Genomic DNA, 26,514 nt, shown 5'->3' with positions numbered 1-26,514 from the left:
ACTAGAGACCCGGCACTCGGCCGGGTCCGTGCTGCCTGCTTGTCGGCCTCAAGCCTGGTCGTCGGCCTTCTCGTCATCGGCGTCGCCCTCGCCACCCTGCTGCTGGGCGGCCTGGAGTGCCTCTTCGTAGGACATTTCGACGTCTTTAACCTGTGCCTGCTCGAGCAGCTTGTCAACCGCCTTCTCCTCGAGCACGGCAGACTTGACCTGATTCTTCATCTGCTCGTCCTTGAGGTAGTACTCGATGACCTGCTCGGGCTGCTGGTACTGCTGGGCCAGCTCCTCGACCTTGGCCTTGATCTCGTCGTCGCTGGCCTCGAGGCCGTTGTCCTCGATGACCTGGCCGAGCAGCAGGCCGACCTGAACGCGGCTCTTGGCCTGATCGGCGAACAGCTCGTCGGGCAGCTGGGAGACGTCGAAGTCCTCGCCCAGGCCGAACTGCTGGGCCGCCTGGCGCTTGAGCGCGTCGGTTTCCTGGCTGATCAGCGAGGTCGGGACCGGGATGTCGTTGGCGCGCTGCAGCGCCTCGAGCACCTGCTGCTTGACCCGGTTGTCCACCGCCTGCTTGATCTCGCGCTCCATGTTCTTGCGGACCTCGGCCCGGAACGCCTCGAGATCGCCGCCCTCGACACCGAAGCGCGCGATGAAGTCGTCGTCGATCTCGGGCAGCTGCTGGGCGCTGACCTGATGGACCTTGACCTTGAAGGTCGCTTCCTTGCCGGCGAGGTGCTCGGCCTGGTAGTCCTCCGGGAAGGTGACCTTGATCTCGGGCTCGTCGCCGGCCTTGGCACCAATCAGCTGCTCCTCGAAACCGGGGATGAAGCTGTTGGAGCCCAGCACCAGATCATGACCCTCGGCCTGACCGCCCTCGAAGGCTTCGCCGTCGATGAAGCCCTGGAAGTCGATCTTGACCTGATCGCCCTCGGCGGCCTCGCGCTCGACGACCTCCCAGGAGGCGTTCTGCTTGCGCAGGGTGTCGATCATCTGATCGATGTCGGCGTCGGTCACCTCGGCGACCGGGCGCTCCACCTCGGTCCCCTCGATGCTGCTGAGCTCGACCTGCGGGTAGACCTCGAGCGTCGCCACGAACTCCAGATCCTTGCCAGCTTCGTCGACCGTCGGCTCGATGGAGGGATAGCCCGCCGGGTTGAGGCTGTGCTCGGTGATCGCGCGCACGTAGTGCTGGCGCATCACTTCGCCAACCACCTCGTTGCGCACGTCACGGCCATAGCGCTGCTTGACGACGGCCATCGGCACCCTGCCCTGACGGAAACCGTTCAGGCGCACCCGCTTGGCGGTGTCCTGAAGACGTTCGCTGACAGCCTGATCGACCTCCTCTGCCGGTACCTGTACCGTGACGCGGCGCTCGATCGGGGAAGTCGTTTCGACGGAAACTTGCATGAATGGTCCTCTACCGACTAGGGCTGTTTGGAGTACGTTCAAAAGAGATGGATTCTAAGAATCCCGGGGCGACCTGGCAAGTTCGCCCGCTTTCCCCGATACATGGGGGCTGTACCGAAGCTTTGCAAGGGGCTCGCCGACACTCCAGGCCACCTGACGACGAATCGCGACCGGAGCCGGAGAGAAACCGCCGGGGAAACGGAGAACATGCGAGGAACGAGCGAGACTGCAGGATCGGGAAGGAATGAAATGGGGTGGATGATGGGGATCGAACCCACGACCACCGGAGCCACAATCCGGGGCTCTACCACTGAGCTACATCCACCATTTCATGAACTGCATTGCCGACGTCGACGTGGGGTGGATGATGGGGATCGAACCCACGACCACCGGAGCCACAATCCGGGGCTCTACCACTGAGCTACATCCACCACTGTTGTGTCGACTCGCTTGACGCCCTGCCCGAGAGCCTGCCGCCGGACTGCAGCATGGCGCGCCCAGCAGGACTTGAACCTGCAACCCACGGCTTAGAAGGCCGTTGCTCTATCCGGTTGAGCTATGGGCGCCGAACTGTTACGGCCCAGCCACTGCCACAGCCGCGACGAGCAACGCAACCCATCCGAGACGTCGCAGCCTGCGGATGGTCGGGGTAGAGGGATTTGAACCCCCGACATCCTGCTCCCAAAGCAGGCGCGCTACCAGACTGCGCTATACCCCGCCGGCGAGACATACGGCCTTGACGCTTGCCTCCGGGCCTCGTCAAGCGCTGCATATTCTACGCAACATCCTCCGCGAGTCAAGCCCTTAGCATCACCACCTGCCCCCCGGCGCTTTGACTGCGGGGTATTGCATGCGAAAATCGACGTCACTTCTTTTTTCCTGCATCACTGATTGCCGCGAAGCAAAGGAACTTTCGATGACCGCCCAATTGATCGATGGCAAGGCCATCGCCGCGCATGTCCGACAACAGGTCGCCCGCCAGGTGGAGGCTCGCCGCAGCGAGGGCGCCCGCGTGCCCGGGCTTGCCGTGGTATTGGTCGGCCACGATCCGGCATCCGAGGTCTATGTCCGCAACAAGCATCGCGCCTGCGAACAGGCCGGACTGCTCTCCTTCCGCCATTCGCTGCCCGCGGAGACCTCGCAGGCCGAGCTCGAGGCGCTGGTCGACCGCCTCAACGACGACCCGGCGGTGGACGGCATCCTCGTCCAGCTGCCGCTGCCGGGGCATCTGGATGCCCGCCCGATTCTCGAGCGCATCCGCCCGGACAAGGACGTCGACGGCTTTCACCCGTACAACCTCGGCCGCCTGGCCCAGCGTCTTCCCGTGCTGCGCCCGTGCACGCCCAAGGGGGTCATGACCCTGCTCCAGGAATCGGGCATCCCGGTACGCGGCCTCGACGCCACCATCGTCGGCGCCTCCAACATCGTGGGCCGGCCGATGGCCTTGGAACTGATGCTCGCCGGCTGCACCACCACCGTCTGCCATCGCTTCACCCGCGACCTGGAGGCCCACGTGCGCCGCGCCGACCTGCTGGTGGTCGCGGTCGGCGTGCCGGGCCTGGTCAAGGGCGAGTGGGTGAAGCCGGGGGCCATCGTCATCGACGTGGGCATCAATCGCCAGCCGGACGGCAGCCTGGTCGGCGACGTCGAATACGCGCCCGCCGCCGAGCGCGCCAGCTACATCACCCCGGTGCCCGGCGGCGTGGGCCCGATGACGGTCGCCTCGCTGCTCGAGAACACCCTGTTCGCCGCCGAACTGCATGACGCCATGCACGGCAACGGCTGAGCCGATATAATGCGCGCCCAACAACGCACCATTCAGCAACACATCAGGAGACCTGAATGAGCGAGACGCCGATGAACGTCGAGAGCTTCAACCTCGACCATACCCGGGTCAAGGCCCCCTACGTGCGCCTGGCCGGCATCAAGACCGGCGAGAACGGCGACAGCATCCACAAGTACGACATGCGCATCTGCCAGCCCAACAAGGGGCACATGGAGATGCCCGCCCTGCACTCGCTGGAACACCTGATGGCGGAACTGTCGCGCAATCACAGCGACAAGGTCGTCGACATCAGCCCCATGGGCTGCCAGACCGGCTTCTACATCGCGATGATCAACCACGACGACTACGACGGCGTCCTGGCCCTGATCGAGAAGACGCTGCAGGACATCCTCGCCGCCGAGGAAGTGCCGGCCTGCACCGAGATGCAGTGCGGCTGGGCCGCCAGTCACAGCCTGGAAGGCGCCCAGGCGCTGGCCCGGGATTTTCTCGCCAAGCGCGATGAATGGCACCAGGTCTTCGCCTGAGCCCACACGGAGGACGATTCGCCCCATGCGCAAGATCGGCATCATCGGTGCCATGGAGGAAGAGGTCGCCCTGCTGGCCTCCCGCCTGGAGAACCGCCGGACCCGCCACCACGTCGGTTCGACCTTCCACACCGGGCGCCTGAACGGCGTCGAGGTGGTCATCCTGCAGTCCGGCATCGGCAAGGTGAACGCGGCCATCGGCACGACGCTCATGCTCGACATGTATCACCCCGAGGCCATCATCAACACCGGTTCCGCCGGCGGCTTCGGCACCGGGCTGGACGTAGGCGACGTGGTGATCTCGACCGAGGTGCGCCACCACGACGTGGATGCCGTGGTCTTCGGCTACGAGCACGGCCAGGTGCCGCAGATGCCGGCCGCCTACCTGCCCGACGACCGCCTGGTGTGCGTGGCCCGCGAGTGCATCGAGAGCCTCGGCCACCTGCGCGTCCACGAGGGCCTGATCGCCACCGGCGATGCCTTCATGGCCTGCCCCGATGCCGTCCAGCGCACTCGCGAGCGGTTCCCGACGATGCTCGCCGCCGAGATGGAAGCCGCCGCGATCGCCCAGACCTGCCATCTCTACGGCTGCCCCTTCGTGGTGATCCGCGCCCTCTCGGACATCGCCGGCAAGGACTCCAACCTGTCCTTCACGGCCTTCATCGACCAGGCGGCCCGCCACTCCGCCGAGATGGTCGAGGCCATGGTGACGCGGCTGGGCACACCGCAGGCGACGCCTCAGGAAGCCTGACCTCCCGCCCCGCCGAGCGGCGGGCTGAAAACCGGCCATGAAAACGCCGCACCCAGGAGGTGCGGCGTTTTCGTTTCCACCATGCTGACGAACGTCGTGCCGAATCAGCGCTCCAGTACCCAGGAGGTGCCTTCCCGGGAATCCTTGAGCACGATACCCAGCGCGGCCAGTTCATCGCGGATGCGATCGGCCTCGGCAAAATCCCGGGCCTTCTTGGCGGCCGCCCGCGCGGCAATCCGCGCCTCGATCTCCGCCTCGGCCAGCGGCAGCGCGCGCCCGCCCTGGAGAAACGCCGCCGGCGCCTGCTCGAGCAGACCCAGCACCTGGCCCAGGCGCTTGAGCTCGAAGGCCAGCGCCGCGGCGCGCCCGGCATCCTCGGCCTTGGCCCGATTGAGTGCGCGGGCCAGCTCGAAGAGCACCGACAGCGCCTCGGGGGTGTTGAAGTCGTCGTCCATCGCCGCGGTGAAACGCTCGGCGTAACCGGCATCGACCTCGCCGGCCACCGGCTCGACGCCGTCGAGCGCATTGTAGAAGCGCTCCAGCGAGCGCCGCGCGTCGTCGAGCGCATCCGGGGCATAGTTGATCGGGCTGCGATAGTGGCTCGACACCAGCAGGTAGCGCACCACCTCGGGGTCATGCTCGGCCAGCACATCGCGGATGGTGAAGAAGTTGCCCAGCGACTTGGACATCTTCTGCTGATCGACCCGCACCGCGCCGGCATGCATCCAGGTGTTCACGTAGCGCTGCCCCGTGGCCGCCTCGCTCTGGGCGATCTCGTTCTCGTGGTGCGGGAACGTCAGGTCCGGACCGCCGCCGTGAATGTCGAACGTCTCGCCCAGGCAGCAGGTGGACATCGCCGAGCACTCGATGTGCCAGCCCGGACGCCCCTCGCCCCACGGCGATGGCCAGCTCGTCTCGCCCGGCTTGGCCGCCTTCCACAGCACGAAGTCGAGCGGGTCCTCCTTGTGGGTGTCGACTTCCACCCGCGCCCCGGAGCGCATCTCGTCCAGGTCGCGGTTGTTGAGCCTGCCGTAATCGGCGAAGCGCCGCACCCGGTAGTAGACATCGCCGTTGTCGGCCCGATAGGCGTAGCCCTTGTCGATCAGCGTGGCGATCATCGCCTGGATGTCGTCGATGTGCGCCGTGGCACGCGGCTCGAGGTCCGGGCGCAGCACGCCGAGCCGCGCCTCGTCCTCGTGCATCGCCGCGATCATCCGCTCGGTCAGCGCGGCAATGGGCTCGCCGTTTTCCTCGGCGCGCCGGAGGATCTTGTCGTCGATGTCGGTGATGTTGCGGACATAGGTCACCTCGAAGCCGCGCGAGCGCAGGTAGCGGGTGATCACGTCGAACGCCACCATGACCCGGGCATGGCCGATGTGGCAGTAGTCGTAGACGGTGATCCCGCAGACGTACATGCGGATCCTGCCCGGCTCGATCGGGAGGAAGGTCTCCTTGGTGCGCGTCAGGGTGTTGTAGATCTGCATGATCAGCCCTTCTTCTGGATCTTGGCCCAGGTGTCCTTGAGACCGACGATGCGGTTGAAGACGCGCCGCCCCTCGGCGGCGGCATGGCGATCCGCGCAGAAATACCCCACCCGCTCGAACTGGTAACGGGTCTCCGGCGCGACCTCGGCCAGGCTCGGCTCGGCGCAGCCCTGCACCACCGTCAGCGAATCGCGGTTGAGGTGCTCGAGGAAGTCGACGTCCCGATCCCGATCGGGCGCCTCGACCTGGAACAGGTTGTCGTAGAGGCGCACCTCGACCGGCACGGCATGCGCCGCGCTGACCCAGTGGATCACGCCCTTGACCTTGCGTCCTTCCGGATTCCTGCCGAGGGTGTCGAAGTCCACCGAACAGCGCAGCTCCTCGATCTCGCCGGCCGCGTTCTTGATCACCTCGTCGCAGCGGATCACGTAGGCGTTGCGCAGGCGCACCTCCTTGCCCGGCGCCAGGCGGAAGAACTTCTTGGGCGGCTCCTCCATGAAGTCGTCGGCGTCGATCCAGATCTCGCGAGTGAACGGCAGGCGACGCACGCCCATGTCGTCGCGCGCCGGGTGGCCCGCCACCTCGAAGACCTCGTCATGATCCTCGGGCACGTTGGTCAGCACCACCTTGATCGGCTTGAGCACGCACATCGCCCGCGGTGCGTTGTCCTCGAGGTCCGAACGAATCGCGTGATAGAGCATGGCGATGTCGACCATGCCACCCTCGGCGCGGGTGACGCCGATCATCTCGCAGAACTTGCGGATCGAGGCCGGTGTGTAGCCGCGCCGGCGCATGCCGGAGATGGTCGGCATCCGCGGGTCGTCCCAGCCGTCGACCACGCCCTCGTCGACCAGCAGCTTGAGCTTGCGCTTGGAGGTCACGGTGTAGTTCAGGTTGAGCCGCGCGAACTCGATCTGGCGCGGCCGCGCCGGCACCGGCAGGTTGTCCAGGAACCACTCGTAGAGCGGCCGATGGTCCTCGAACTCCAGGGTGCAGACCGAGTGGGTGACGCCCTCGATGGCATCGGACTGGCCGTGGGTGAAGTCGTAGGACGGATAGATCTTCCACTTGTCGCCGGTCTGGTGATGGGACGCATGGCGGATCCGATAGAGGATCGGGTCGCGCAGGTTGATGTTCGGCGAGGCCATGTCGATCCTGGCGCGCAGCACCTTCTCGCCCTCGGCGAACTCGCCCCGGCGCATGCGCTCGAGCAGATCGAGGTTCTCCTCCGGCGAACGGTCGCGGTACGGGCTCGGCCGCCCCGGCTCGGTCAGCGTGCCGCGATACTCGCGGATCTCGTCCGGCGAGAGGTCATCGACGTAGGCCTTGCCCTCGCGCACCAGGTGCTGCGCCCAGGCATACAGCTGGTCGAAGTAGTCGGAGGCAAAGCGTACCTTGCCGGCCCAGTGAAAACCCAGCCACTCCACGTCGGCCTTGATGGCATCGATGTAGGCCTGCTCCTCCTTGGCCGGGTTGGTATCGTCGAAACGCAGGTGACAGTCCCCGCCAAACTGCTCGGCCAGCCCGAAGTTCAGACAGATCGACTTGGCATGGCCGATGTGCAGAAAGCCATTGGGCTCCGGCGGAAACCGGGTGACCACGGTATCGACCTTGCCCGCTTCGATCTCCTCGCGAATCTGGTTGCGGATGAAGTTCGGGGCGCTGCTGCTCTCGTTGGTCATGGGACGTCGGGGAACCTCTTGATGATCGGGTATCGCAGACGGCCAAGCCTATCGGCTTCGCCTGTCGCTGGAAAGCGGCTATTATAGCGTGACGCTCGCGCGCTACGCCAAGGCGCCCCCACCCAGACAGTCCGGAAGGATGCCATGATCGTTCTGCATACCAACTACGGCGAAATTCATCTGCAACTCGACCACGAAAACGCCCCAAAGACGGCGGCCAACTTCGAGCAGTATGTGCGTGACGGCCACTACGACGAGACCCTCTTCCACCGCGTGATCGACGGCTTCATGGTCCAGGGCGGCGGCTTCGACACCCGGTTCGAACAGAAGCCCACCCGCGCGCCGATCGACAACGAGGCCGACAACGGCCTGAAGAACCGCAAGGGCGCCGTGGCCATGGCCCGCACCCAGGACCCGCACTCCGCCACCGCGCAGTTCTTCATCAACGTCGCCGACAACGACTTCCTCGATCATCGCGGCAAGACCCCCCAGGGCTGGGGCTACTGCGTGTTCGGCGAGGTGGTCGCCGGCATGGACGTGGTCGAGAAGATCAAGGGCGTGCCCACCACCCGCCGCGGCATGCACGCCGACGTGCCGGCCGAGGACGTGATTCTCGAGCGCGCCGAGATCCGCGACTGACTCCCCCTCTCGACGCCCGTCGGTCACCTCGCCGGCGGGCGTCGTCGTTTCACTCACCCACCGATGCGCCCCTTGCCATGACCACGCTGCTGATTTCCGACCTGCACCTGCACCCCGGCGCCCCCGAGATCGCCGACGGCTTCCTGCGCTACCTGGAGGGCCCGGCGCGGGAGGCCGAAAGCCTGTACCTGCTGGGCGACATCTTCGAGGCCTGGATCGGCGACGATCATCGCGGCGAGTTCGAGACAGGCATCCTCGATGCCCTGCGCCGGCTGAGCGATGCCGGCACGAGCCTGTTCTTCATGCACGGCAATCGCGACTTCCTGGTGGGCGACGGCTTCGCCGAGGCGACCGGTGCCACCCTGCTGAGCGACCCGAGCGTCGTCGAGCTGGGCGGCGAGCGCGTATTGCTGATGCACGGCGACAGTCTCTGCACCCGCGACGAGGCCTACATGGCCTTTCGCGCCAAGGCCCGCGACCCGCACTGGCAGGCCCAGATCCTGGCGCTGCCGGTCGAACAGCGTCTGGCCCTGGCCCGCGACCTGCGCCGCCAGTCCGGCGAAGCCAACTCCACCAAGGCCGAGGACATCATGGATGTCACCCCGAGCGAGGTGGAACGCGTGATGGCCGAGCATGACGTGCGCACGCTGATCCACGGCCATACCCACCGCCCCGCCGTGCATGAGCTGACGGTCGACGGCCAGGCGGCACGCCGCATCGTGCTCGGCGACTGGCAGCCGAACCGCGGCTGGGAGGTGCGTGTCGAGCCGGGCCTGCCCCCTCGGCTGCGCGATTTTCCGCTCAGACCCTGAGGCCCCCCCGCTCGGGCCGGCCCTGTCAGGGCGCGCAGGTCGTCGAGCGGGACAATGCCTGATCGAGCAGCGTCCGCCAGCGCAGCAGCACCGGGGCATCGGTCTGCGTCACCTCGCCCAGCAACTGGCGCAGCGCTTCCGCGGCCTGCTCGTCCTCCGGCGCCAAAACCTCGAGCCAGAGCCCCAGCGCATAGAGCTGGTGATGCGGATTCTCGTGCTCCCGCGCCTGCTCCAGCGCCTGCTCCAGCAGCACACGCACCACCTCGGGCGAACGCCCCAGCCGATGATGAACCCGGGCCAGATGCACGCAGAGCTCCGGCACGAAGAGCGAGCCGCGCTCGCGGGCCATCATCAGGCACTGGTCCAGGTAATCCTCGGCGCGAGTCAGCTCGTCGAGCGCCATGCAGGCATCGATGTACCACAGCATGGGGCGCTGATGCCGGTCGCGCCCGACCAGTTCGGTGAACTCGTCCAGCCCGGCCTCGATCATCGAAAGCCCCGCACGATCCCCGGTCAGGGCGCGATGCCAGCCCAGCGCGCACTGCGCCGTCATGTGCCAGAGATGCAGGTCGGGGGTACGGGTCAGCTCGAAGGCGCGCTCGGCACGCGCCCCGGCCAGATGCACATGCCCCAGCTGCCGATACAGCGCCGCCGCACTCATCAGGGCCAGCGCCAGTGAGCCGGGGTGGCTGAGCGTCTCGGCCAGACGCACCGCCGCCTCGACCTGCTGTTCGGCCCGGCGGTAATCGCCACGCAGGCACAGCGCCCAGCCCTGATAGCAGGCCGCCGCCACCTGCGGGTGATCGGAGAACGGCAGCCACTCCAGCATCATCGGCTGATGAAGCGGATCGATCTCCTCGAGGTGGTCCAGCGCCTGGCGCACGCGCCCCGCCCAGTATTCGCAATGTGCCCGGGCATAGGCCGCCAGGCGCCGATAGCGCGGGTCGGGCAGCTGCTCGGCCAGCGCCGCCATCCCCGAGGCCAGCGAGAAGGCGTCCGCCTGGGCGAAACGCTGACTGCACCCCACCCAGAGCCCCCACTTGACCAGGAAGCGCTGCTCCAGTTCGGTTTCCTCGTCGGCGCACCGGGTGCCCTCGAGCAGCTCGCGCGCCTTGACGAAGCTTTCGTGTGCCGTGGGCGACCCGTGCCCCTCCAGCGCGAAGGCGGCCTGGCCGCGCACGGTGAGCAGGCTGATCTCCCGCTCCACCTGCCCCTCGATCTGGCGCAGGCTGGCCAGCCCCAGGTCGGCCATGTGCAGCGCCGTGCGATTGGCGCTGACCTTGAGGGCCTCGCGCGCGGCGAGTTCGAAGTAGCGTGCGCCACGGGCATAGTGACCGCTGCGCCGCAGGTGCGTGGCGAAGTCCCCCGGGTGGCGGCTGATCCACATCGGGAAACGCTCCTCGATCAGGCCGACCACCTGCTGGTGGATGCGCGTGCGGACGTCCCGCGGGCAGGAAAGATAGGCGGCCTCCTGCAGCAGCGGGTGGGTGAACTGATACTCGTACTCGCTGTGGGCATCGCAGCGCTCAATGATCTCGAGACGCTGCATGTGGCCGAGCGCCTGCTTCAGGCGTTCGGGGTCGAGCTGGCTGCATTCGCGCAGGAAGTCCAGGCGGAACTGGCGACCGAGCACCGCCGCCACGTGCGTCACGTGGCGATCGCTGTCGAGCTGGTCGATGCGACTGGCCAGCAGCCCGAGCAGGCCGCGCGGCAGTTCGTCGACCTGGATGCTGCGCCCTTCGCGGCGGTCCATGTCGAGGCGCCGACAGATCTCCTGAAGGTAGAGCGGCACCCCGTCGCAGCGCTCGATCAGCTGGCCGCGCAGACGCGGACTGAGATGCAGGCGGTAGCGCCGTGCCAGCTGCGACAGCAGCCGCGACGACTGCATGGCATCGAGCTTGTCGAGCAGCAGCTGCTGGTCCCAGTGGAGGCGAACCGGCAGTGGCTCGCGGCCGTGATGGCTGGCCACCAGCAGAAAGGCCGTGTTGATCGGCAGCCGTGCCTGCAGGCCGGCCAGCAGCTTGAGGGAAGGCTCGTCGATCCACTGCAGGTCGTCGACCAGCAGCACCAACGGCTTGCGCACCGCGGCCCGCTCGATCATGCGATGCAGCACCCCGACCAGCAGCTCGACCGCCTCGCCGCTCTGGGCGGTGGCCAGCGAGTCATCGACCTCGGCCAGGCCCAGGGCCTGCTGCAGCAACTGCCAGGAAGCCGGCGCGTGCCACAGCGCCTCGTCACCCTGCTCGCTCAACAGTTCCGCCAGGCTCGCCTCGTCGAGGCGCTCGCCACAACGCCAGCGCAGCATCAGCCGCGCCAGCCCGAACGGCTCCTGCATCGACATGCGCGTGGTCGACTGCCAGCACAGTGCCACATCCTCGCTCTGCACCAGCTGTCGAAAGCTCACCATCAACGCCGACTTGCCCATCCCCGAGGCCCCCTGCACCAGCAGGCTCTGGCGCAGCCCCAGCCCCGCTCGGGCCAGGGCATCGCGCAGCTTGCGCAGGGCACTCTCGCGTCCGATCAGGCTCGGCGGCACCGCGCTGCGCCCGCCCTCGTTGACGCCCAGCACCAGGGCACGCAGCCGGACCTTGCCGTCGCTGGCCAGCAGTCGCGTCGACAGGCGCGGCTGCAAGTCCAGCGCCGGCGGCATGTGCTGGCTGGCCTCCTGGGAGATCACCAGCTCGCTGCCCTCGGCGGCGCTCATCAGCTCCAGCGACCGCTGCGTCACCTGCCCCAGCGGGTCGACCAGCTGCCGCTCCGGCAGATAGAGCACACGGCCGCTGTCCAGCCCGGCGGCCAGGTCGAAGCGCGGCATCTCGCCACGGCCGCTCCAGACTCGTGCCGCCTCCTCCGGCAGGGCGCGGCGGCAGTGTTCGTAGAGCGCCACCAGCTCCGCCAGCTGGTGTGCCGGCCCGTGGGTACCGAAGCAGGCCAGGCCGAGCCCGCCCGTGGCCCCCGGCAGCCAGAACCCGCCGAGATGGTGGCACTGGCGCTCCAGCCAGCGCAGCAGCTCGATCTGCAGCGCCAGGCAGGCCCGGGCCTCGCCACGCTCGTCCCACTCGCCCCGCAGGCGCAGCCGAATGGCCATCACGGAGAGCTGGCGATGCTCGATCTCGTCGTCGCTCAACGGCTGGCTGTCCGGGGCCAGGGTTCGCGAGTAGGCCCCCTGGGGCGTCACCGGTGGCGGGGTGTCGCCACGCCCGTCCGACCAGTAACGGGCCAGCTGCAGGATGCTCGGCTCGGGCTGCTGGCCGGACAGGGCCAGCAGCTGGAGATAGGCGTTGTACTCTTCGTGGGCCGCGGCGGACTGTCCCTGCTCGATCAGCTGCCGGATCAGCCGCTCGTGAAACGGCGCATAGCCGGAAAAGCGGCTGACCAGCGTGCGCAGCAGGGCATCGGGCAGCTCCTGCCGCCCTTCGAGCACCTGCTCGGCATAGCTCAGCACCCGCTGGCGCCACTCGCCGCGCATGCGGACCAGCCAGCGTTGATAATCCGCACATTGCGCGAGTTGCAGGTCCTCGACGAGGTCGCCACGATAGACGGCCAGCACCTGCTCGAGCCCCGCCGCATCCGGCGTCCGGTCGAGCAGGGTCTCGAGCTGCTTGAGATCGAAGCGCCAGTTGCCAGGCAGCGCGAAAGCGATGGTCTGACGCGATACCTCGAGGGTGCGTTCGGCCTCGTCGCCCAGGCTCTGGCGCAGGCAATGCAGCGCATGGCGCAGATTGGTCCGACCGGAGGACAGCCCCTGGTCGGGCCACAGCAGTTCGGCCAGCGCCGCGCGGTTGACCGGCTGCTCCATCAGCAGCAGATAGACCAGCAGCGCCTTGACCTTGTCGTAACTGAACTGGGTGAGCGTATCCTCGCCCAGGGAGAGCGAGAAGTGACCGAACAGCGTCAACTGCGTGTTGCCGGAAGAAGACCGTGCCATTGTTATCAGTTCCTGCGTTGTTCGTCAGCGAGGGCGAATACGCCACCCGGACCGCGGCACGCGTGTCAGGCCGCCGCCGGCAGGCCGCTGTGAAAGCGGAAGGTGGCATCGGGTGACTCGATCAACTCTCGCTCGCGTTCGGCGAAGAAGGCGATGCGTGTGTCGATGCTCGATGCCGAGAAGCGCCTGGCCAACATCAGGTAGTCCTCATAATGCCGCCCTTCCGACTTAACCAGAGTGCGATAGAACTTGGCAAGCTCCGCATCCAGGTGCGGGATGAGGGCCGCGAAGCGCTCGCACGAGCGCGCCTCGATGAAAGCGCCCACGATAAGGATATCGACCAGCCGCTCGGGATCTTCAGTGCGCACATGCCGACGCAGTCCCTCGGCGTAGCGCGAGGCCGCGATATGCCGGTACTCGACGCCGCGCGATTCCATCAGCCTGACCACCTGCTCGAAGTGCAGCAGTTCCTCGCGGGCGAGTTGCGACATCTTGGTCAACAGCAGGGGCCGGTCGACATAGCGATACATCAGGCTCATCGCGGTGGAGGCCGCCTTCTTCTCGCACTGGGCGTGATCGATCAGCAGCAGCGCCTGATTGGCCAGCGCGGCGGCGACCCAGGCCTCGGGCGTCGCGCACGGCAGGAAGGCCAGCAGGTCGGGGGACAACAGGGTTTCTCGGGTATCGGGCATGGGATTCACGTCGTGGGTTCATCGGGGTCGCGGGCGTCCCGGCAGGCTTCGGCGCGTGCCAGCAGGGTCGTCGAGATCGCCTCGTGAAGCTGCACCGGCGACAGGCCGGCACCCGCCGCCCGCGGCGCGAGCCCGTAGCGGCGAATGTCGCGCATGCGCTCGCGCCCTACCCGCAGCAGCTCCACCGCGCGCGACAGCGCCGGCTGCTCGGCACGAAAGCGAATGCCGTGCCGCTCGAGCTGGGCCTGGAGTCGATCCGCATCCGTCACCTGCAGATAGCGGCCGGCCACCGCCACGCGCCAGCCGTCCAGGCGCTGCATCACCGCCTGGCGCGTGGCGTGATCGTAGCCGAACCAGTCACGTATCTCGTGATCGCTGCGCTGGCAGCCCCGACAGACGGTGTCGCCGACGGTGGTGGAACACAGTCCGACGCAGGGGGAAACGATTCGTCGACTCATGGGACCTCCCGGTTGGCTTCCCATGGTAACGCGCCGTACGCCGGCCGACGAGATGGCCATGCCGGCCCCTTCCGCGACGACCAGCGCCATGCGACCAAAAGCGGGCTATCGCGCCTCGTCCTCGACTTAACATTGTCGACAGTTTCGCGTAAAATGCGCTCGCTCTAGTCAGGGCATTAAAAAGCAGGACTTGTGCGATTTTCAGCGACGTTCGCTGCCATTTTTTGCACCTGCTGGATTCCGAAAATCGATGAGGGTCCCCAACGTGCTTGAAGCCTACCGTCAACATGTCGAGGAACGCGCTGCCGAGGGCGTACCGCCGAAGCCGCTGACCGCCGAGCAGACCGCCGAACTGGTCGAGCTGCTCAAGAATCCGCCGGCCGGCGAGGAACAGTTTCTGCTCGAGCTGATCACCGATCGCGTTCCCCCCGGTGTCGACGAAGCCGCCTACGTCAAGGCCGGCTTCCTGACCGCCATCGCCAGGGGCGACGCCGAATCACCGCTGATCGACAAGGTGCACGCGGTCAAGCTGCTGGGGACCATGCAGGGCGGCTACAACATCGCCACCCTGGTCGAGCTGCTCGATGACGAGAGCCTCGCCAAGGAGGCCGGCGAACAGCTCAAGCATACCCTGCTGATGTTCGACGCCTTCCATGACGTCGCCGAGCGCGCCAAGGCCGGCAACAGCGTCGCCCAGGCCGTGCTGCAGTCCTGGGCCGATGCCGAGTGGTTCCTGGCCAGGCCGGCGCTGGCCGAGAAGATCACCCTGGCGGTGTTCAAGGTGCCCGGCGAGACCAATACCGACGACCTCTCCCCGGCGCCGGATGCCTGGTCGCGTCCGGACATCCCGCTGCACGCCAATGCCATGCTCAAGAACCCGCGCGAGGGCATCGAGCCGGAAGTGCCGGGCAGCAAGGGCCCGCTGGCGCAGATCAATGACGTCAAGAACCAGGGCTACCCGGTCGCCTACGTCGGCGACGTGGTGGGCACCGGCTCCTCACGCAAGTCCGCCACCAACTCGGTGCTGTGGTTCTTCGGCGACGACATCCCCCACGTGCCCAACAAGCGCGCCGGCGGCTTCGTGTTCGGCGGCAAGATCGCCCCGATCTTCTTCAACACCATGGAAGACGCCGGTGCCCTGCCCATCGAGATGGACGTCGAGAAGCTCGAGATGGGCGATCTCATCGACGTCTACCCCTACGAGGGCAAGGTCTGCCGGCACGGCACCGACGAGGTGCTCTCCACCTTCGAACTCAAGACCCGGGTGATCCTCGACGAGGTGCGTGCCGGCGGCCGCATTCCGCTGATCATCGGTCGCGGCCTGACCGAGAAGGCCCGCAACGAGCTGGGCCTGGCGCCCTCCGACGTCTTCAAGACCCCGGAACAGCCGGCCGACAGCGGCAAGGGCTTCACCCTGGCGCAGAAGATGGTCGGCAAGGCCTGCGGCATGGACGGCGTGCGTCCGGGCATGTACTGCGAACCGAAGATGACCACCGTCGGCTCCCAGGACACCACCGGCCCGATGACCCGCGACGAGCTCAAGGATCTGGCGTGCCTGGGCTTCCAGGCCGACCTGGTGATGCAGTCATTCTGCCACACCGCCGCCTATCCCAAGCCGGTCGACGTGGAGATGCAGCACACCCTGCCCGACTTCATCATGAACCGCGGCGGCGTCTCGCTGCGTCCGGGCGACGGCATCATCCACAGCTGGCTCAACCGCATGCTGCTGCCCGACACCGTGGGCACCGGCGGCGACTCCCACACCCGCTTCCCGATGGGCATCTCCTTCCCCGCGGGCTCCGGTCTGGTGGCCTTCGCCGCCGCCACCGGCGTGATGCCGCTGGACATGCCGGAATCCGTGCTGGTGCGCTTCAAGGGCGAGCGCCAGCCGGGCATCACCCTGCGTGACCTGGTCCACGCCATCCCTTACCAGGCCATCCAGCAGGGCCTGCTGACCGTCGAGAAGTCCGGCAAGAAGAACGCCTTCTCCGGTCGCGTGCTGGAGATCGAAGGGCTCGAGGACCTCACCGTCGAACAGGCCTTCGAACTCTCCGACGCCTCCGCCGAGCGCAGCGCCGCCGGCTGCACCATCACCCTCTCCGAGGACAGCGTCAGCGAGTACCTGACGTCCAACATCACCCTGCTCAAGTGGATGATCGACCAGGGCTACGGTGACCGCCGCACCCTGGAGCGTCGCATCGCGGGCATGGAGGAGTGGCTCGCCAACCCCAGCCTGATGCGCGCCGACGCCGACGCCGAGTACGCCGAGGTGATCGAGATCGACCTCAACGAACTCACCGAGCCGGTACTCTGCGCCCCGAACGATCCGGACGACGCCCGCCTGCTCTCCGAGGTGGCCGGCGAGACCATCGACGAGGTGTTCATCGGCTCGTGCATGACCAACATCGGCCACTTCCGCGCCGCCGGCAAGCTGCTCGAGAAACAGCCCGCCGGCAGCCTGAAGACCAAGCTGTGGCTGGCGCCGCCGACCAAGATGGACCAGCACCAGCTCACCGAGGAAGGCTACTACGGCATCTACGGCCGCGCCGGCGCGCGCATGGAGATGCCGGGCTGCTCGCTGTGCATGGGCAACCAGGCCCGCGTGGCGCCCAAGTCCACCGTGGTCTCCACCTCGACCCGCAACTTCCCCAACCGCCTGGGCGACGGCGCCAACGTCTACCTGGCCTCCGCCGAGCTGGCCGCGGTCGCCGCCGTGGTCGGCCGCCTGCCCAGCGTGGAGGAGTACAAGGGCTACATGGGCGAATTCAACGCCATGGCCGGCGAGATCTATCGCTACATGAACTTCCACGAGATCGAGGAGTTCCAGAAGGCCGCCTCCAACGTGATTCCCCTCGCCGAGGAAGCCTGACCCTTCGATTCCGATGCTCGCAACATCGTCAATCGATGACCGAAGCGCCCCGCCCCGAGCGGGGCGCTTTTTTTGGTTCATCGCACTTTGCCGGGAAACGCGGCACGGCGTTTTTCTCCCGATTTTCGCCCCGCCCACGCCGATTCCGTGGCATCCTGTCGATCCGCCCCTGCGATGTGGAGAGATGCCATGCCCCCTGTCGTCACCCCCGATATCTGCGACGCCCATCCCGAGGTCCGGGTGCTCGACCCGGTGTTCATCAACCTCGGCGGGCGCGAGGCTTTCTCGGGGCCGGTGCGCACCATCAAGTGCTTCGAGGACAACTCCCGCCTCAAGGAGGCCGTCGCCGAGCCCGGCGAGGGCAGCGTGCTCGTCGTCGATGCCGGTGGCTCGCTGCGCTGCGCGCTGCTCGGTGACCGGCTGGCCGACCAGGCGGCGCGCAATGGCTGGGCGGGGGTCGTGCTCTACGGCTGCGTCCGCGATGTGGACGTGCTGGCCGATGTCGACCTCGGCGTCCAGGCGCTGGGCATCCACCCCCGGCGCAGCCACAAGCACGGCGAAGGCCAGCGCGACCTGCCCGTCACCGTCGCCGGCGTCACCCTGCGCCCCGGCGACTGGCTCTACGCCGACAACAACGGCATCGTGGTGGCCGACGCCCGACTGCCGATCGACTGAACCGCGGTTTCATGCGGCCTGTCGGATGCCGCGCCCGGCATGCTAGCGTGTAGGCATGCCTGAATCACCGGCCACGACACTCGCCCCGCATGCCCTCGGCGTCGCGGCACTGCGCTCGCTGCGCGAGCACTGGCGACCGCTGGTCGCCTACCAGCTGTTCTTCACCCTGCTCTCGGCCACGCTGCTGCTGCCCGCCAGTGCCAGCACCCTGGCCGCCCTGCTTCGCGAGCTCGGCCGCCCTCCGTTGACCGGGGCCCAGCTGCTCGATGTCGCCCTCACGCCCTGGGGCGCCCTCTGGCTGCTGACCGCGATCGCCCTGAGCGCCCTGCTGCTGGCCCTGCAACAGGCCGGCATGCTGCTGGTGGTGGCCCGGCCGGGCGCCCATCGCTACCGCCAGGCGCTCGAAGCACTCTGGAACGTCGGTCGACGCCTGCCCGGCATTGCCGGGCTGACCCTCCTGCAGACCACGGCCCAGCTGGCGGTGGCTCTGGTTCCGCTGCTGCTTCTGGAAGGCCTGTATCGCTGGCTGCTGGGCGACATGGAAAGCTATGTGGTGATGCAGACTCGCCCCGCCGCGCTGGGCTGGTTCCTGCTCGCCGCCGTGGCACCGCTCGCGCTGTGGCTGTGGGCCGCCGCCGCCCTGTACCTGCGCTGGGTACTCGCCCTGCCGGCGCTGGTGCTCGAGGGTCGCCGGGTCGGTGACGCCCTGAGGCGCAGTCGGACCCTGACCCGCGGCCACGGTCGGCGGCTGTTGCTGCCGGTGATCCTGCCGGTACCGCTGGTCGTGCTGCTGCCGCTAGGGGCCAGTCTGGTCTTCGATACGCTGGTCACGCCCCTGCTGGGCTGGCTGCCGGAGCGGACCACCTGGCTGATCCCTGCCATGCTCGCCTACCTGACGTTCTACGGTCTGCTGGCCCTGGCGGCGACGTTCATCGGCGTGGCCGTCAACAGCCTGGTGACGGGGTGTCTCTATCTGCGCCTGGCCCATCGTCAACCCCGGCCACCCTCGCCCACCCGCCGCGATCACCCGGCCTGGGTGGCCTGGGGCGCCGAAGCCCTGGTGCTGCTGATCGCGGCCGGGCAGGCCTTCGCCGAGCTCAACCGCTTCACCCTGCAGGACACGGTCACCATCACCGCCCATCGCGGCAGCTCGATTGAGGCGCCGGAGAATACCCTCGCCGCCTTCGAGCGCGCCATCGCCGACGGCGCCGACTATATCGAGTTCGACGCCCGCCTCAGCGCGGACGGCCAGGTAGTAATCTCCCACGATGACAGCCTGCGGCGTCTGCTCGGCCGTGACGAGCGCATCAGCGAACTCGCCTGGCCGGCGCTGCGGGAGATCGATGTGGGCAGCTGGTTCGCCCCGGCCTATCGCGAGGAGCGCCTCCCCCGCCTCGAGTCGGTGCTGCGCCTGACCCGCCACCGGATTCGGCTCTACATCGAACTCAAGCCGACCGGCAACAATGCCACCGCGCTGGTGGATGCCGTTCTCGCCCGGCTGCCCCGCGAGCGCCGCGACCAGGTGGTGATCGCCTCGCTGTCGCCGGCGGTCATCCGCGAGGTGGAGCGTCGCGCCCCGCAGCTGCGCACCACCCTGTTCGCGCAGTTCATGGTGCGCGGCGGGCTGGCCCTGGGCGACATCGACGCCCTGGGGCTGCGCCATGTGCGCATCGACGCCGCCACCGTGGCCGCGGTCCATGCCCGGGGCTATGCCCTGCACGCCTGGACGGTCAACGACCGCCGCCAGATGGCGCGGCTGATCGATCTGGGCGTGGACAACATCATCACCGACCGGCCGGCGCGCCTGTCCGACCTGCTGGCCGAGCGTGCCACCCTGAGCGACGGGGAGCTGCTGCTGCTCAAGCTGCACAGCTGGCTGCACGCCTGACGCCAAAAAAAGCCCGACCCGCCAGGAGGCGGGCCGGGCTTCTCGAAGCGCCGCGAGAGAGGCTCAGCCGAGGGTTTCGCCCGCCAGCATGAACCAGGTCTCGAGCACCGCGTCCGGGTTCAGCGACACCGAGTCGATGCCCTGCTCCATCAGCCACTTGGCCAGCTCGGGGTGGTCCGAGGGCCCCTGGCCGCAGATGCCCACGTACTTGCCCTGAGCCTTGCAGGCCTGGATGGCCATGCTGAGCAGCTTCTTGACGGCCGGGTTCCGCTCGTCGAACAGGTGGGCGACGATCCCGGAGTCGCGGTCCAGGCCCAGCGTCAGCTGCGTGAGGTCGTTGGAACCGATCGAGAAGCCGTCGAAGTGCTCGAGGAACTCGTCGGCCAGCAGGGCGTTGGCCGGCAGCTCGCACATCATGATGACCTTGAGGCCGTTGTCGCCACGCGCGAGACCGTTGGCGGCCATCAGCTCGACCACCTCGCGACCCTCGTCCGGGGTGCGCACGAACGGCACCATGACCTCGACGTTGTCCAGCCCCATCTCGTCGCGCACGCGCTTGAGCGCCCGGCACTCCAGCTCGAAGCAGGGCCGGAAGGCCTCGGAGATGTAGCGCGAGGCGCCCCGGAAGCCGAGCATGGGGTTCTCCTCGCCCGGCTCGTAGAGCTTGCCGCCGATCAGGTTCTCGTACTCGTTGGACTTGAAGTCCGACATGCGCACGATCACCCGCTTGGGATAGAACGACGCCGCCAGGGTCGAGATGCCCTCGACCAGCTTGTCGACGTAGAAGGACACGGGATCATCGTAGCCGGCGGTGCGCACGTCGATGATCTGCTGGAGATCCGTGGGCAACTTGGCATAGTCGAGCAGTGCCTTGGGGTGCACGCCGATCATGCGATTGATGATGAACTCCAGGCGCGCCAGGCCGACCCCGGCGTTGGGCAGCCCGGCGAAGGCGAAGGCGCGGTCGGGGTTGCCGACGTTCATCATGATCTTGAACGGCAGGTCCGGCATGCTGTCGACGCTGGTGGTCTGACAGTCGAACTCCAGCAGCCCGTCATAGACGTGACCGGTATCGCCCTCGGCACAGGATACGGTGACCTCGCGGCCGTCCTCGAGCACCTCGGTGGCGTCGCCGCAGCCGACCACCGCCGGGATGCCCAGCTCGCGGGCGATGATCGCCGCGTGGCAGGTCCGCCCGCCGCGGTTGGTGACGATCGCCGAGGCGCGTTTCATCACCGGCTCCCAGTCCGGGTCGGTCATGTCGGTGACCAGCACGTCGCCGGGATGGATCTTGTCCATCTCCTCGGTGGACTCGACCACCTTCACCGCGCCGCGGCCGATGCGCTGGCCGATGGCGCGGCCGGCGACCAGCTGGCGCCCCTTCTCCTTGAGCTGGAAGCGCTCGAGCTTGCCGCCCTCCTGGTTGGAGACCACCGTTTCGGGCCGCGCCTGGACGATGTAGAGCTTGCCGTCGTCGCCGTCGCGGGCCCACTCGATGTCCATCGGACGGCCGTAGTGCTGCTCGATGATCACCGCCTGACGGGCCAGCGCCATGACGTCGTCGTCGTCGATGCAGAAGCGCGCACGGTCCGCCGGCGAGACATCGACGGTCTGCACCGACTTGCCCGCCGAGGCGTCGTCGGTGTAGGTCATCTTGATCAGCTTGGAGCCCAGGGTGCGACGCAGCACGGCCGGGCGGCCCGCGGCCAGGGTCGGCTTGTGGACGTAGAACTCGTCCGGGTTCACCGCGCCCTGCACCACGGTCTCGCCCAGCCCCCAGGAACCGGTGACGAACACCGCATCGCGATAGCCCGATTCGGTGTCGAGGGTGAACATCACGCCCGCCGCCCCGGTCTCGGAGCGCACCATCTTCTGGATGCCCGCGGACAGCGCGACCTGGGCATGATCGAAGCCGCGATGCACGCGGTAGGAGATGGCGCGGTCATTGAACAGCGAGGCGAACACCTCGTGCACGGCGCGCTTGACGTTGTCGAAGCCTTCGATATTGAGGAAGGTCTCCTGCTGGCCGGCGAAGGAGGCGTCCGGCAGATCCTCGGCGGTCGCCGAGGAACGCACCGCCACCTTGAGGTTGGCGTGGCGCGACTCCAGCTCGCGGTAGGCTTCGCGCAGCGCGGCCTCGAATTCCGGGGGCAGGGGCGTGTCGATGACCCACTGGCGAATCTCGCGGCCCACTCGGGTCAGCTCGGCGACATCATCGACATCCAGGCGCGCCAGCGCGCTGTTGATGCGCTCGTTGAGCCCCTCGTGAGCCAGGAACTGGCGGTAGGCATGCGCGGTGGTGGCGAAGCCGCCCGGCACGGTGACGCCGGCATCGGCCAGATTGGAGATCATTTCGCCCAACGACGCATTCTTGCCGCCGACACGATCGACGTCATCCATGCCCAGGCGATCGAACCATTCGATGTACTGTTCCAAGGGGTCCCCCTTATATCCAATGCGGTGTCGGCGCCGGACGCGCCTACTGGCAATCGGAAGCCAAGGTAACAAGCCGCCGCCCTATTAGCCATTAGTCTAATAGCGAAGTCACTGGAGTATTTTTACAACAATCATCGATTGCCGGCGTTTCCTGTAGTCGGGCGCCTCTCGCTTCACGCATCCGCATCGATGCAGACGACGGCAGCACCGCTTGTCGCTGCCCCCTCGAACCAGGACAATGCGACAAACCCTCGCGAGAGTTTCCGCATGTCCCGCACCGCGTTCTTCATCTCCGACGGCACCGGCATCACCGCCGAGACCCTGGGCCGCAGCCTGCTGGCGCAGTTCGAAAGCCTGGAGATCCGGATGGTCACCAAGCCGTACATCGACTCCACGGAAAAGGCCCAGCAACTGGCCGACGTGATTCAGGCCACCGCGGCACGCGACGGCGAGACACCGATCATCATCGACACCATCGTCGACCAGACGATCCGCGGGATCATCAGCCAGGCGCCGGGCTTCAAGGTGGATGTCTTCACCACCTTCCTCGCTCCCCTCGAGGAGGAGCTGAAGGTGCACTCGTCCTACTCGGTGGGGCGTACCCACTCCATCGGCCAGGATGACGTCTACATGCACCGCATCGACTCGGTGCACTTCGCCCTGGACAACGACGATGGCGCCCGGGTCAGCCAGTACGATACCGCCGACGTCATCCTGGTGGGCGTGTCGCGCTGCGGCAAGACGCCCACCTCGCTCTACCTGGCGCTGCAGTTCGGCATCCGCGCGGCCAACTACCCGCTGACCGAGGACGACCTCGACGAGGACGGCAACCTGAAGATGCCCCGCGCCCTGGCGCCGCACCGCCACAAGCTGTTCGGCCTGACCATCGACCCGCGCCGCCTGGCCGCCATCCGCACCGAGCGCCGCCCCAACAGCCGCTACTGCTCGATCGACCAGTGCCTGCAGGAGGTCCAGCAGGCCGAGGCGCTCTACCGGCGCTTCCATATCCCCTATATCGACACCACCCGCTTCTCGATCGAGGAAATCTCCACCCGGCTGATCGCCGAGACCGGCCTGCAGCGCCGCTTCAGCCCGCGCTGAGGCTCCCGGTCCAAGCCCCGAAGCGCCGGACGAGATGCCGGCGCAGGCGCCAGGCCGAGAGCATCGCCATCAGCAGGTTCGCGGCCAGCATGCCGGCGAAGATGCCCACCGGACCGGCGAAGCGTCCCCCCAGCCAGGCCAGCGGCACGGTCAGCACGAACAGCCGCACGACCGACAGCACCAGGGCGTGACGCGGGCGATGCAGCGCATTGAACGAGGAATTGGTGAGGATCACCACGCCCTGGGCCCCAAGCCCCAGCGGCACGAGCCAGAGATACCAGCGCAGTGTCTCGGCCACCTCGGGGCCCTCGGCATAACCGGCAATCAGCCAGGGGGCCAGCCCCTGCAGCACCCCCCACACGAGCAGCTGCCAGGCCAGCACAAAGCCGAAGCAGCCGAAGATCGCCCGCCGAACCCGATCAGGCCGCTCGGCGCCGTGGTTCTGGCTGACGAACGGCGACAGGGTCATCGACAGCGTCAGCACCACCAGCTGGGCGATGGCCTCGATGCGGGAGCCCACACCGAAGGCCGCGACCGCCGTGGTACCCTGCCCGGCCACGATGCGCGTCACAAGCCCCATGGCGATCGGCGTGAACACGCTGGTCACCGCCGCCGGCAGTGCGATCCTGCCCAGCTCCCGCCAGGAAACGACCAGCCCGGCGAGCCGCCAGCCCTTCCAGTCCAGGCTGGCACGCAGCACGGGCAGGCACAGCAACCCCAGGGTCATCACGCCCCAGCTGATCAGCGTCGCCAGGGCCGCGCCCCGCACGCCCATCGCCGGCACCGGCCCGGCACCGAAGATCAACAGCGGGTCCAGCAGGGCATTGAGCAGTGCCGCGGCGGCCATCATCAGCCCCGGCACCAGGGTATTGCCCTGTGCCCGGAGCACGCTGTTCAGCACACGCGGGGCGATCAGCAGTCCCGCACCCCAGTACCAGACCCCCATGTAGGCATCGATGAACGGCATCAGCTCCCGGTCGGCCCCCAGGAACCGAAACAGCGGCTCGAGCGTGGTCAGGCCCGCGGCCGTCACCAGGGCGCCGACCCCCACCGCCAGCAGCAGGGCATCCGTGGCCCGACGTCGCAGCAGCGCCCGCTCGCCCTGGCCCAGCCGCCGGGCCACCACCGCGGACGTCCCGATGCCCAGGCCGATCGCCAGGCTGATCGCGGTGAAGGTGACCGGAAAGGTGAAGGCCACCGCCGCCAGGGGCTGCGTGCCCAGCCCGGCGATGAACCAGGTATCCACCAGGTTGAACAGCATCATCGCCACCATGCCGAGCATCACCGGCAGCGACTTGCGCGCCAGTGTCGCGGCGATGGGGCCATCCAGAAAGGGGGAAGTGGCGTTCGAGGTCGACGAGGGCATGCGGGCGTCCTGGGCAGACAAAGGCACTCATTCTGCCCAAGGCCACCACGCAACCCAAGCGCAGTCCCGGCTCAGAATCCCATCACGTCGGTCAGCAGGCCCTCGGCGATGCGTCGCTCGGTGGCCTCGTCCACCAGCAGCCCGACCAGGTGCAGGGCGAAGGCCATCGCCGTGGCCGGCCCCTGGCTGGTCACCAGCTTGCCGTCCTCCACCACGGGCTGCCGGGAAAGGTGGCCACCGGCCTCGACCAGCGCTGCCTGAAAGGCGGGATACCCGGTCACCACATAGCCCTGGACCAGGTCCAGCGGCGCCAGCACTACCCCCGGCGCGGCACAGATCGCGCCGATCCAGCCATCCCCGCGGCGCTGACGATGCAGCCGTTCGGCGAGATCGAGCGAGTCGCGCAGATGCTCCGCACCCGGCATGCCGCCGGGCAGCACGATGATCTCGAAGGCATGTTCCGGGTCAAGTTCTGCCAGGCAGGTATCCGCGATCAGTCGCGTGCCTCGCGCCAAGGTCAGCGTCGGCTGCGCCATGACCGACGCCACCGTGACCTGTATATCCGCACGCCGCAACACATCGATCAGCGTGACGGTCTCGATATCCTCGCTGCCGTCGGCGACGGGCAACAGCACCTGAGTCATGCCAAGTTCCTCCTGCAGGACGGAATGTCCATCCATTCAGCATAGAAGTCCCGGCTGCCTGTTCAATCCTCCCGTGAGACGGGGCCCCGCGCCTCGCACCAGGCGCTGAACCCGCCGCCGATGTGACAGACCGGGCCGAATCCCATGTGCTGCAGCTGCTGGGTGGCCAGCGCCGAACGCTGCCCCTTGGCGCAGAACAGCACGAAGCGGTCCGGCCGCGCGAAGGCGGCCTGATGGTAGGGCGAAGCCGGGTCCACCCAGAACTCGAGCAGCCCGCGTGGCGCATGCAGCGCACCGGGAATGCCGCCCTCGCGCTGCAGCTCGCGCACATCGCGGATGTCGACGAAGGTCACCCCCGGTCGGCCGTGCAGCGCCAGCGCCTGAGCCGGCGTTAGGGTCTCGATCTCCCGTTCGGCCTCGGCCACCAGCTCGGCCACGCCCTTGATCAACTCCGTCATGGGGTGTCACCACGGCGATAGAAGCGCTGGATGCTGGAGAAGTCCAGCCGCCCGTTGCCCCCGCCGGCATGCAGGGCGTAGAGGTTTCGGGCCTGGGCCCCCATGGGGATCGCCGAGCGGGAGGTCAGCGCCAGCGAGGTCGCCAGCCCCAGGTCCTTGCTCATCAGGTCGACCAGGAAGCCGCCCTGATAGTCATTGGAGGCCGGCGCCTGGGGCATCACCCCCGGCCAGGGGTTGTAGACGTTGAGCGCCCAGTTGCCGCCACTGCTCTGCTTCATGATCTCGGAGAGCACCGCCGGATCCAGGCCGTTCTCGACCCCCAGCGCCAGCGCCTCGGCGGTGCCGCTCATGAGAATGCCCAGCAGCATGTTGTTGCAGATCTTGGCCACCTGCCCTGCGCCGCTGTCCCCGGCATGAAAGACGTTGCGCCCCATCGCCTCCAGCAGCGGCCGGGCGGTATCGAAGCCCGCCTCGCTGCCGCCGACGATGAAGGTCAGGGTGCCCGCCCGGGCGCCGCCCACACCACCCGATACCGGGGCGTCCAGGCAGGTCAGGCCGCGACGGGCGGCGGCACCGGCCACCTCCCGCGCGTCCTCCGGGGCGATGGTAGAGGCATCGATGATCAGCGGCTGGCCGCTCAGCGCCTCCAGCAGCCCGGGCTGATCGTCGCCGCCCAGGTACAGGGCCTTGACATGGGCACCGGCCGGCAGCATCGAGATCACCACGTCGGCACCGTCCGCCGCGTCCCGCGCCGATTCGGCGGGCGTGGCGCCCTCGCCGGCCAGGGCCTGCATGGCCCCCTCCACGAGGTCGAAGACGCGGACGCGGTAACCGGCCTTGAGCAGATTGGCGGCCATCGGCGCGCCCATGTTGCCCAGACCGATGAAGGCGATTTGCATGGCATGCTCCTTGAATTGTCG

The 26,514-nt window shown here is 67.7% G+C and carries 20 protein-coding genes and 4 tRNA genes; 9 read left to right on the top strand and 15 right to left on the bottom strand.

Going from position 1 to position 26,514, the window contains the following annotated elements; translation table 11 throughout:
- Positions 1-48: 48 nt before the first annotated feature.
- The 5 genes from tig to KGQ91_RS11325 all read right to left on the bottom strand — a co-directional run bounded on the left by tig (position 49) and on the right by KGQ91_RS11325 (position 2,119).
- The gene (gene tig, locus KGQ91_RS11345) at positions 49-1,401 is read right to left on the bottom strand and encodes a trigger factor (RefSeq protein WP_224421023.1); all 1,353 of its coding nucleotides are present in this window, start codon (positions 1,399-1,401) and stop codon (positions 49-51) included.
- Between the two features lie 250 nt (positions 1,402-1,651).
- Positions 1,652-1,726: transfer RNA gene (locus KGQ91_RS11340), tRNA-His, on the bottom strand.
- A 31-nt stretch (positions 1,727-1,757) separates the two neighbouring features.
- Positions 1,758-1,832: transfer RNA gene (locus KGQ91_RS11335), tRNA-His, on the bottom strand.
- Positions 1,833-1,890: 58 nt separating this feature from the next.
- A tRNA-Arg gene (locus KGQ91_RS11330) sits at positions 1,891-1,967 on the bottom strand.
- 75 nt (positions 1,968-2,042) lie between these two features.
- Positions 2,043-2,119: transfer RNA gene (locus KGQ91_RS11325), tRNA-Pro, on the bottom strand.
- A 198-nt stretch (positions 2,120-2,317) separates the two neighbouring features.
- Here KGQ91_RS11325 and folD point away from each other — a divergent pair.
- Genes folD through mtnN form a run of 3 tightly spaced genes read left to right on the top strand, consistent with a single transcriptional unit; the run spans position 2,318 to position 4,462 of the window.
- Positions 2,318-3,187, top strand: a complete 870-nt coding sequence (folD, locus tag KGQ91_RS11320; protein WP_224415067.1) for a bifunctional methylenetetrahydrofolate dehydrogenase/methenyltetrahydrofolate cyclohydrolase FolD — start codon at positions 2,318-2,320, stop codon at positions 3,185-3,187.
- A gap of 56 nt (positions 3,188-3,243) precedes the next feature.
- On the top strand, positions 3,244-3,711 hold the full coding sequence (locus KGQ91_RS11315; protein ID WP_224415068.1) for an S-ribosylhomocysteine lyase: 468 nt from the start codon (positions 3,244-3,246) through the stop codon (positions 3,709-3,711).
- 25 nt (positions 3,712-3,736) lie between these two features.
- Positions 3,737-4,462 (top strand): 5'-methylthioadenosine/S-adenosylhomocysteine nucleosidase, encoded by a 726-nt coding sequence (gene mtnN / locus KGQ91_RS11310; RefSeq protein ID WP_224415069.1) that lies wholly within the window; start codon positions 3,737-3,739, stop codon positions 4,460-4,462.
- 104 nt (positions 4,463-4,566) lie between these two features.
- Here the strand turns inward: mtnN and cysS are convergent, their stop codons facing one another.
- Positions 4,567-5,946 carry a cysteine--tRNA ligase gene (gene cysS, locus KGQ91_RS11305; protein ID WP_224415070.1) on the bottom strand — a complete coding sequence of 460 codons (1,380 nt, stop codon included), beginning with the start codon at positions 5,944-5,946 and terminating at the stop codon, positions 4,567-4,569.
- Positions 5,947-5,948: 2 nt separating this feature from the next.
- Positions 5,949-7,628, bottom strand: a complete 1,680-nt coding sequence (locus KGQ91_RS11300; protein ID WP_224415071.1) for a glutamine--tRNA ligase/YqeY domain fusion protein — start codon at positions 7,626-7,628, stop codon at positions 5,949-5,951.
- 144 nt (positions 7,629-7,772) lie between these two features.
- Between KGQ91_RS11300 and KGQ91_RS11295 the strand changes: the two genes are divergently transcribed.
- Positions 7,773-8,267, top strand: a complete 495-nt coding sequence (locus tag KGQ91_RS11295) for a peptidylprolyl isomerase (RefSeq protein ID WP_224415072.1) — start codon at positions 7,773-7,775, stop codon at positions 8,265-8,267.
- 77 nt (positions 8,268-8,344) lie between these two features.
- Positions 8,345-9,079, top strand: a complete 735-nt coding sequence (locus KGQ91_RS11290; protein WP_224415073.1) for a UDP-2,3-diacylglucosamine diphosphatase — start codon at positions 8,345-8,347, stop codon at positions 9,077-9,079.
- A 25-nt stretch (positions 9,080-9,104) separates the two neighbouring features.
- Here KGQ91_RS11290 and KGQ91_RS11285 read toward each other — a convergent pair whose 3' ends face one another.
- The 3 genes from KGQ91_RS11285 to KGQ91_RS11275 all read right to left on the bottom strand — a co-directional run bounded on the left by KGQ91_RS11285 (position 9,105) and on the right by KGQ91_RS11275 (position 14,157).
- Positions 9,105-13,007, bottom strand: coding sequence for an ATP-binding protein (locus KGQ91_RS11285; RefSeq protein WP_224415074.1), 3,903 nt, complete (start codon positions 13,005-13,007; stop codon positions 9,105-9,107).
- Between the two features lie 65 nt (positions 13,008-13,072).
- Positions 13,073-13,699, bottom strand: a complete 627-nt coding sequence (locus KGQ91_RS11280) for a MiaE family protein (RefSeq protein WP_163649391.1) — start codon at positions 13,697-13,699, stop codon at positions 13,073-13,075.
- Positions 13,700-13,704: 5 nt separating this feature from the next.
- On the bottom strand, positions 13,705-14,157 hold the full coding sequence (locus tag KGQ91_RS11275) for a DUF1289 domain-containing protein (protein ID WP_224415075.1): 453 nt from the start codon (positions 14,155-14,157) through the stop codon (positions 13,705-13,707).
- Between the two features lie 265 nt (positions 14,158-14,422).
- Between KGQ91_RS11275 and acnB the strand changes: the two genes are divergently transcribed.
- The 3 genes from acnB to KGQ91_RS11260 all read left to right on the top strand — a co-directional run bounded on the left by acnB (position 14,423) and on the right by KGQ91_RS11260 (position 19,589).
- A complete protein-coding gene (gene acnB / locus KGQ91_RS11270) occupies positions 14,423-17,026 on the top strand; it encodes a bifunctional aconitate hydratase 2/2-methylisocitrate dehydratase (RefSeq protein ID WP_224415076.1) in 2,604 nt (867 codons plus the stop codon).
- A 189-nt stretch (positions 17,027-17,215) separates the two neighbouring features.
- Positions 17,216-17,701, top strand: a complete 486-nt coding sequence (gene rraA / locus KGQ91_RS11265; RefSeq protein WP_224415077.1) for a ribonuclease E activity regulator RraA — start codon at positions 17,216-17,218, stop codon at positions 17,699-17,701.
- A gap of 55 nt (positions 17,702-17,756) precedes the next feature.
- Positions 17,757-19,589 carry a glycerophosphodiester phosphodiesterase gene (locus KGQ91_RS11260; RefSeq protein ID WP_224421022.1) on the top strand — a complete coding sequence of 611 codons (1,833 nt, stop codon included), beginning with the start codon at positions 17,757-17,759 and terminating at the stop codon, positions 19,587-19,589.
- Positions 19,590-19,652: 63 nt separating this feature from the next.
- Here the strand turns inward: KGQ91_RS11260 and ppsA are convergent, their stop codons facing one another.
- Positions 19,653-22,025: a phosphoenolpyruvate synthase gene (gene ppsA / locus KGQ91_RS11255; RefSeq protein ID WP_224421021.1), complete on the bottom strand. Its 2,373-nt coding sequence runs from the start codon at positions 22,023-22,025 to the stop codon at positions 19,653-19,655.
- 267 nt (positions 22,026-22,292) lie between these two features.
- Between ppsA and ppsR the strand changes: the two genes are divergently transcribed.
- Positions 22,293-23,126, top strand: coding sequence for a posphoenolpyruvate synthetase regulatory kinase/phosphorylase PpsR (gene ppsR, locus KGQ91_RS11250; RefSeq protein WP_224421020.1), 834 nt, complete (start codon positions 22,293-22,295; stop codon positions 23,124-23,126).
- Here ppsR and KGQ91_RS11245 read toward each other — a convergent pair.
- From KGQ91_RS11245 to mmsB, 4 genes are all read right to left on the bottom strand, one after another.
- Complete coding sequence (locus KGQ91_RS11245) at positions 23,113-24,492, bottom strand: MATE family efflux transporter (RefSeq protein WP_224421019.1); 1,380 nt, start codon at positions 24,490-24,492, stop codon at positions 23,113-23,115. The genes ppsR and KGQ91_RS11245 overlap by 14 nt on opposite strands.
- A 71-nt stretch (positions 24,493-24,563) precedes the next feature.
- Complete coding sequence (locus KGQ91_RS11240; protein WP_224421018.1) at positions 24,564-25,136, bottom strand: DJ-1 family glyoxalase III; 573 nt, start codon at positions 25,134-25,136, stop codon at positions 24,564-24,566.
- A 62-nt stretch (positions 25,137-25,198) separates the two neighbouring features.
- A complete protein-coding gene (locus tag KGQ91_RS11235) occupies positions 25,199-25,594 on the bottom strand; it encodes a rhodanese-like domain-containing protein (protein ID WP_224421017.1) in 396 nt (131 codons plus the stop codon).
- Positions 25,591-26,493 (bottom strand): 3-hydroxyisobutyrate dehydrogenase, encoded by a 903-nt coding sequence (gene mmsB / locus KGQ91_RS11230; RefSeq protein ID WP_224421016.1) that lies wholly within the window; start codon positions 26,491-26,493, stop codon positions 25,591-25,593. The genes KGQ91_RS11235 and mmsB overlap by 4 nt, the downstream gene beginning before the upstream one ends.
- Positions 26,494-26,514 lie beyond the last annotated feature (21 nt).

The sequence above is a fragment of the Modicisalibacter tunisiensis genome, from assembly GCF_020148005.1.
In the GTDB taxonomy this organism is placed as follows: Bacteria; Pseudomonadota; Gammaproteobacteria; order Pseudomonadales; family Halomonadaceae; genus Modicisalibacter; species Modicisalibacter tunisiensis.
The sequence above is the reverse complement of the archived record's forward strand: the minus strand, read 5'-3'. Positions and strand labels throughout refer to the sequence as shown.

Coding starts and splice junctions, on each gene's coding strand:
- tig (WP_224421023.1), bottom strand. CDS start 1,401: ATGCAAGTTTCCGTCGAAACGACTTCCCCGATCGAGCGCCGCGTCACG.
- folD (WP_224415067.1), top strand. CDS start 2,318: ATGACCGCCCAATTGATCGATGGCAAGGCCATCGCCGCGCATGTCCGA.
- KGQ91_RS11315 (WP_224415068.1), top strand. CDS start 3,244: ATGAGCGAGACGCCGATGAACGTCGAGAGCTTCAACCTCGACCATACC.
- mtnN (WP_224415069.1), top strand. CDS start 3,737: ATGCGCAAGATCGGCATCATCGGTGCCATGGAGGAAGAGGTCGCCCTG.
- cysS (WP_224415070.1), bottom strand. CDS start 5,946: ATGCAGATCTACAACACCCTGACGCGCACCAAGGAGACCTTCCTCCCG.
- KGQ91_RS11300 (WP_224415071.1), bottom strand. CDS start 7,628: ATGACCAACGAGAGCAGCAGCGCCCCGAACTTCATCCGCAACCAGATT.
- KGQ91_RS11295 (WP_224415072.1), top strand. CDS start 7,773: ATGATCGTTCTGCATACCAACTACGGCGAAATTCATCTGCAACTCGAC.
- KGQ91_RS11290 (WP_224415073.1), top strand. CDS start 8,345: ATGACCACGCTGCTGATTTCCGACCTGCACCTGCACCCCGGCGCCCCC.
- KGQ91_RS11285 (WP_224415074.1), bottom strand. CDS start 13,007: ATGGCACGGTCTTCTTCCGGCAACACGCAGTTGACGCTGTTCGGTCAC.
- KGQ91_RS11280 (WP_163649391.1), bottom strand. CDS start 13,699: ATGCCCGATACCCGAGAAACCCTGTTGTCCCCCGACCTGCTGGCCTTC.
- KGQ91_RS11275 (WP_224415075.1), bottom strand. CDS start 14,157: ATGAGTCGACGAATCGTTTCCCCCTGCGTCGGACTGTGTTCCACCACC.
- rraA (WP_224415077.1), top strand. CDS start 17,216: ATGCCCCCTGTCGTCACCCCCGATATCTGCGACGCCCATCCCGAGGTC.
- KGQ91_RS11260 (WP_224421022.1), top strand. CDS start 17,757: ATGCCTGAATCACCGGCCACGACACTCGCCCCGCATGCCCTCGGCGTC.
- ppsR (WP_224421020.1), top strand. CDS start 22,293: ATGTCCCGCACCGCGTTCTTCATCTCCGACGGCACCGGCATCACCGCC.
- KGQ91_RS11245 (WP_224421019.1), bottom strand. CDS start 24,492: ATGCCCTCGTCGACCTCGAACGCCACTTCCCCCTTTCTGGATGGCCCC.
- KGQ91_RS11240 (WP_224421018.1), bottom strand. CDS start 25,136: ATGACTCAGGTGCTGTTGCCCGTCGCCGACGGCAGCGAGGATATCGAG.
- KGQ91_RS11235 (WP_224421017.1), bottom strand. CDS start 25,594: ATGACGGAGTTGATCAAGGGCGTGGCCGAGCTGGTGGCCGAGGCCGAA.
- mmsB (WP_224421016.1), bottom strand. CDS start 26,493: ATGCAAATCGCCTTCATCGGTCTGGGCAACATGGGCGCGCCGATGGCC.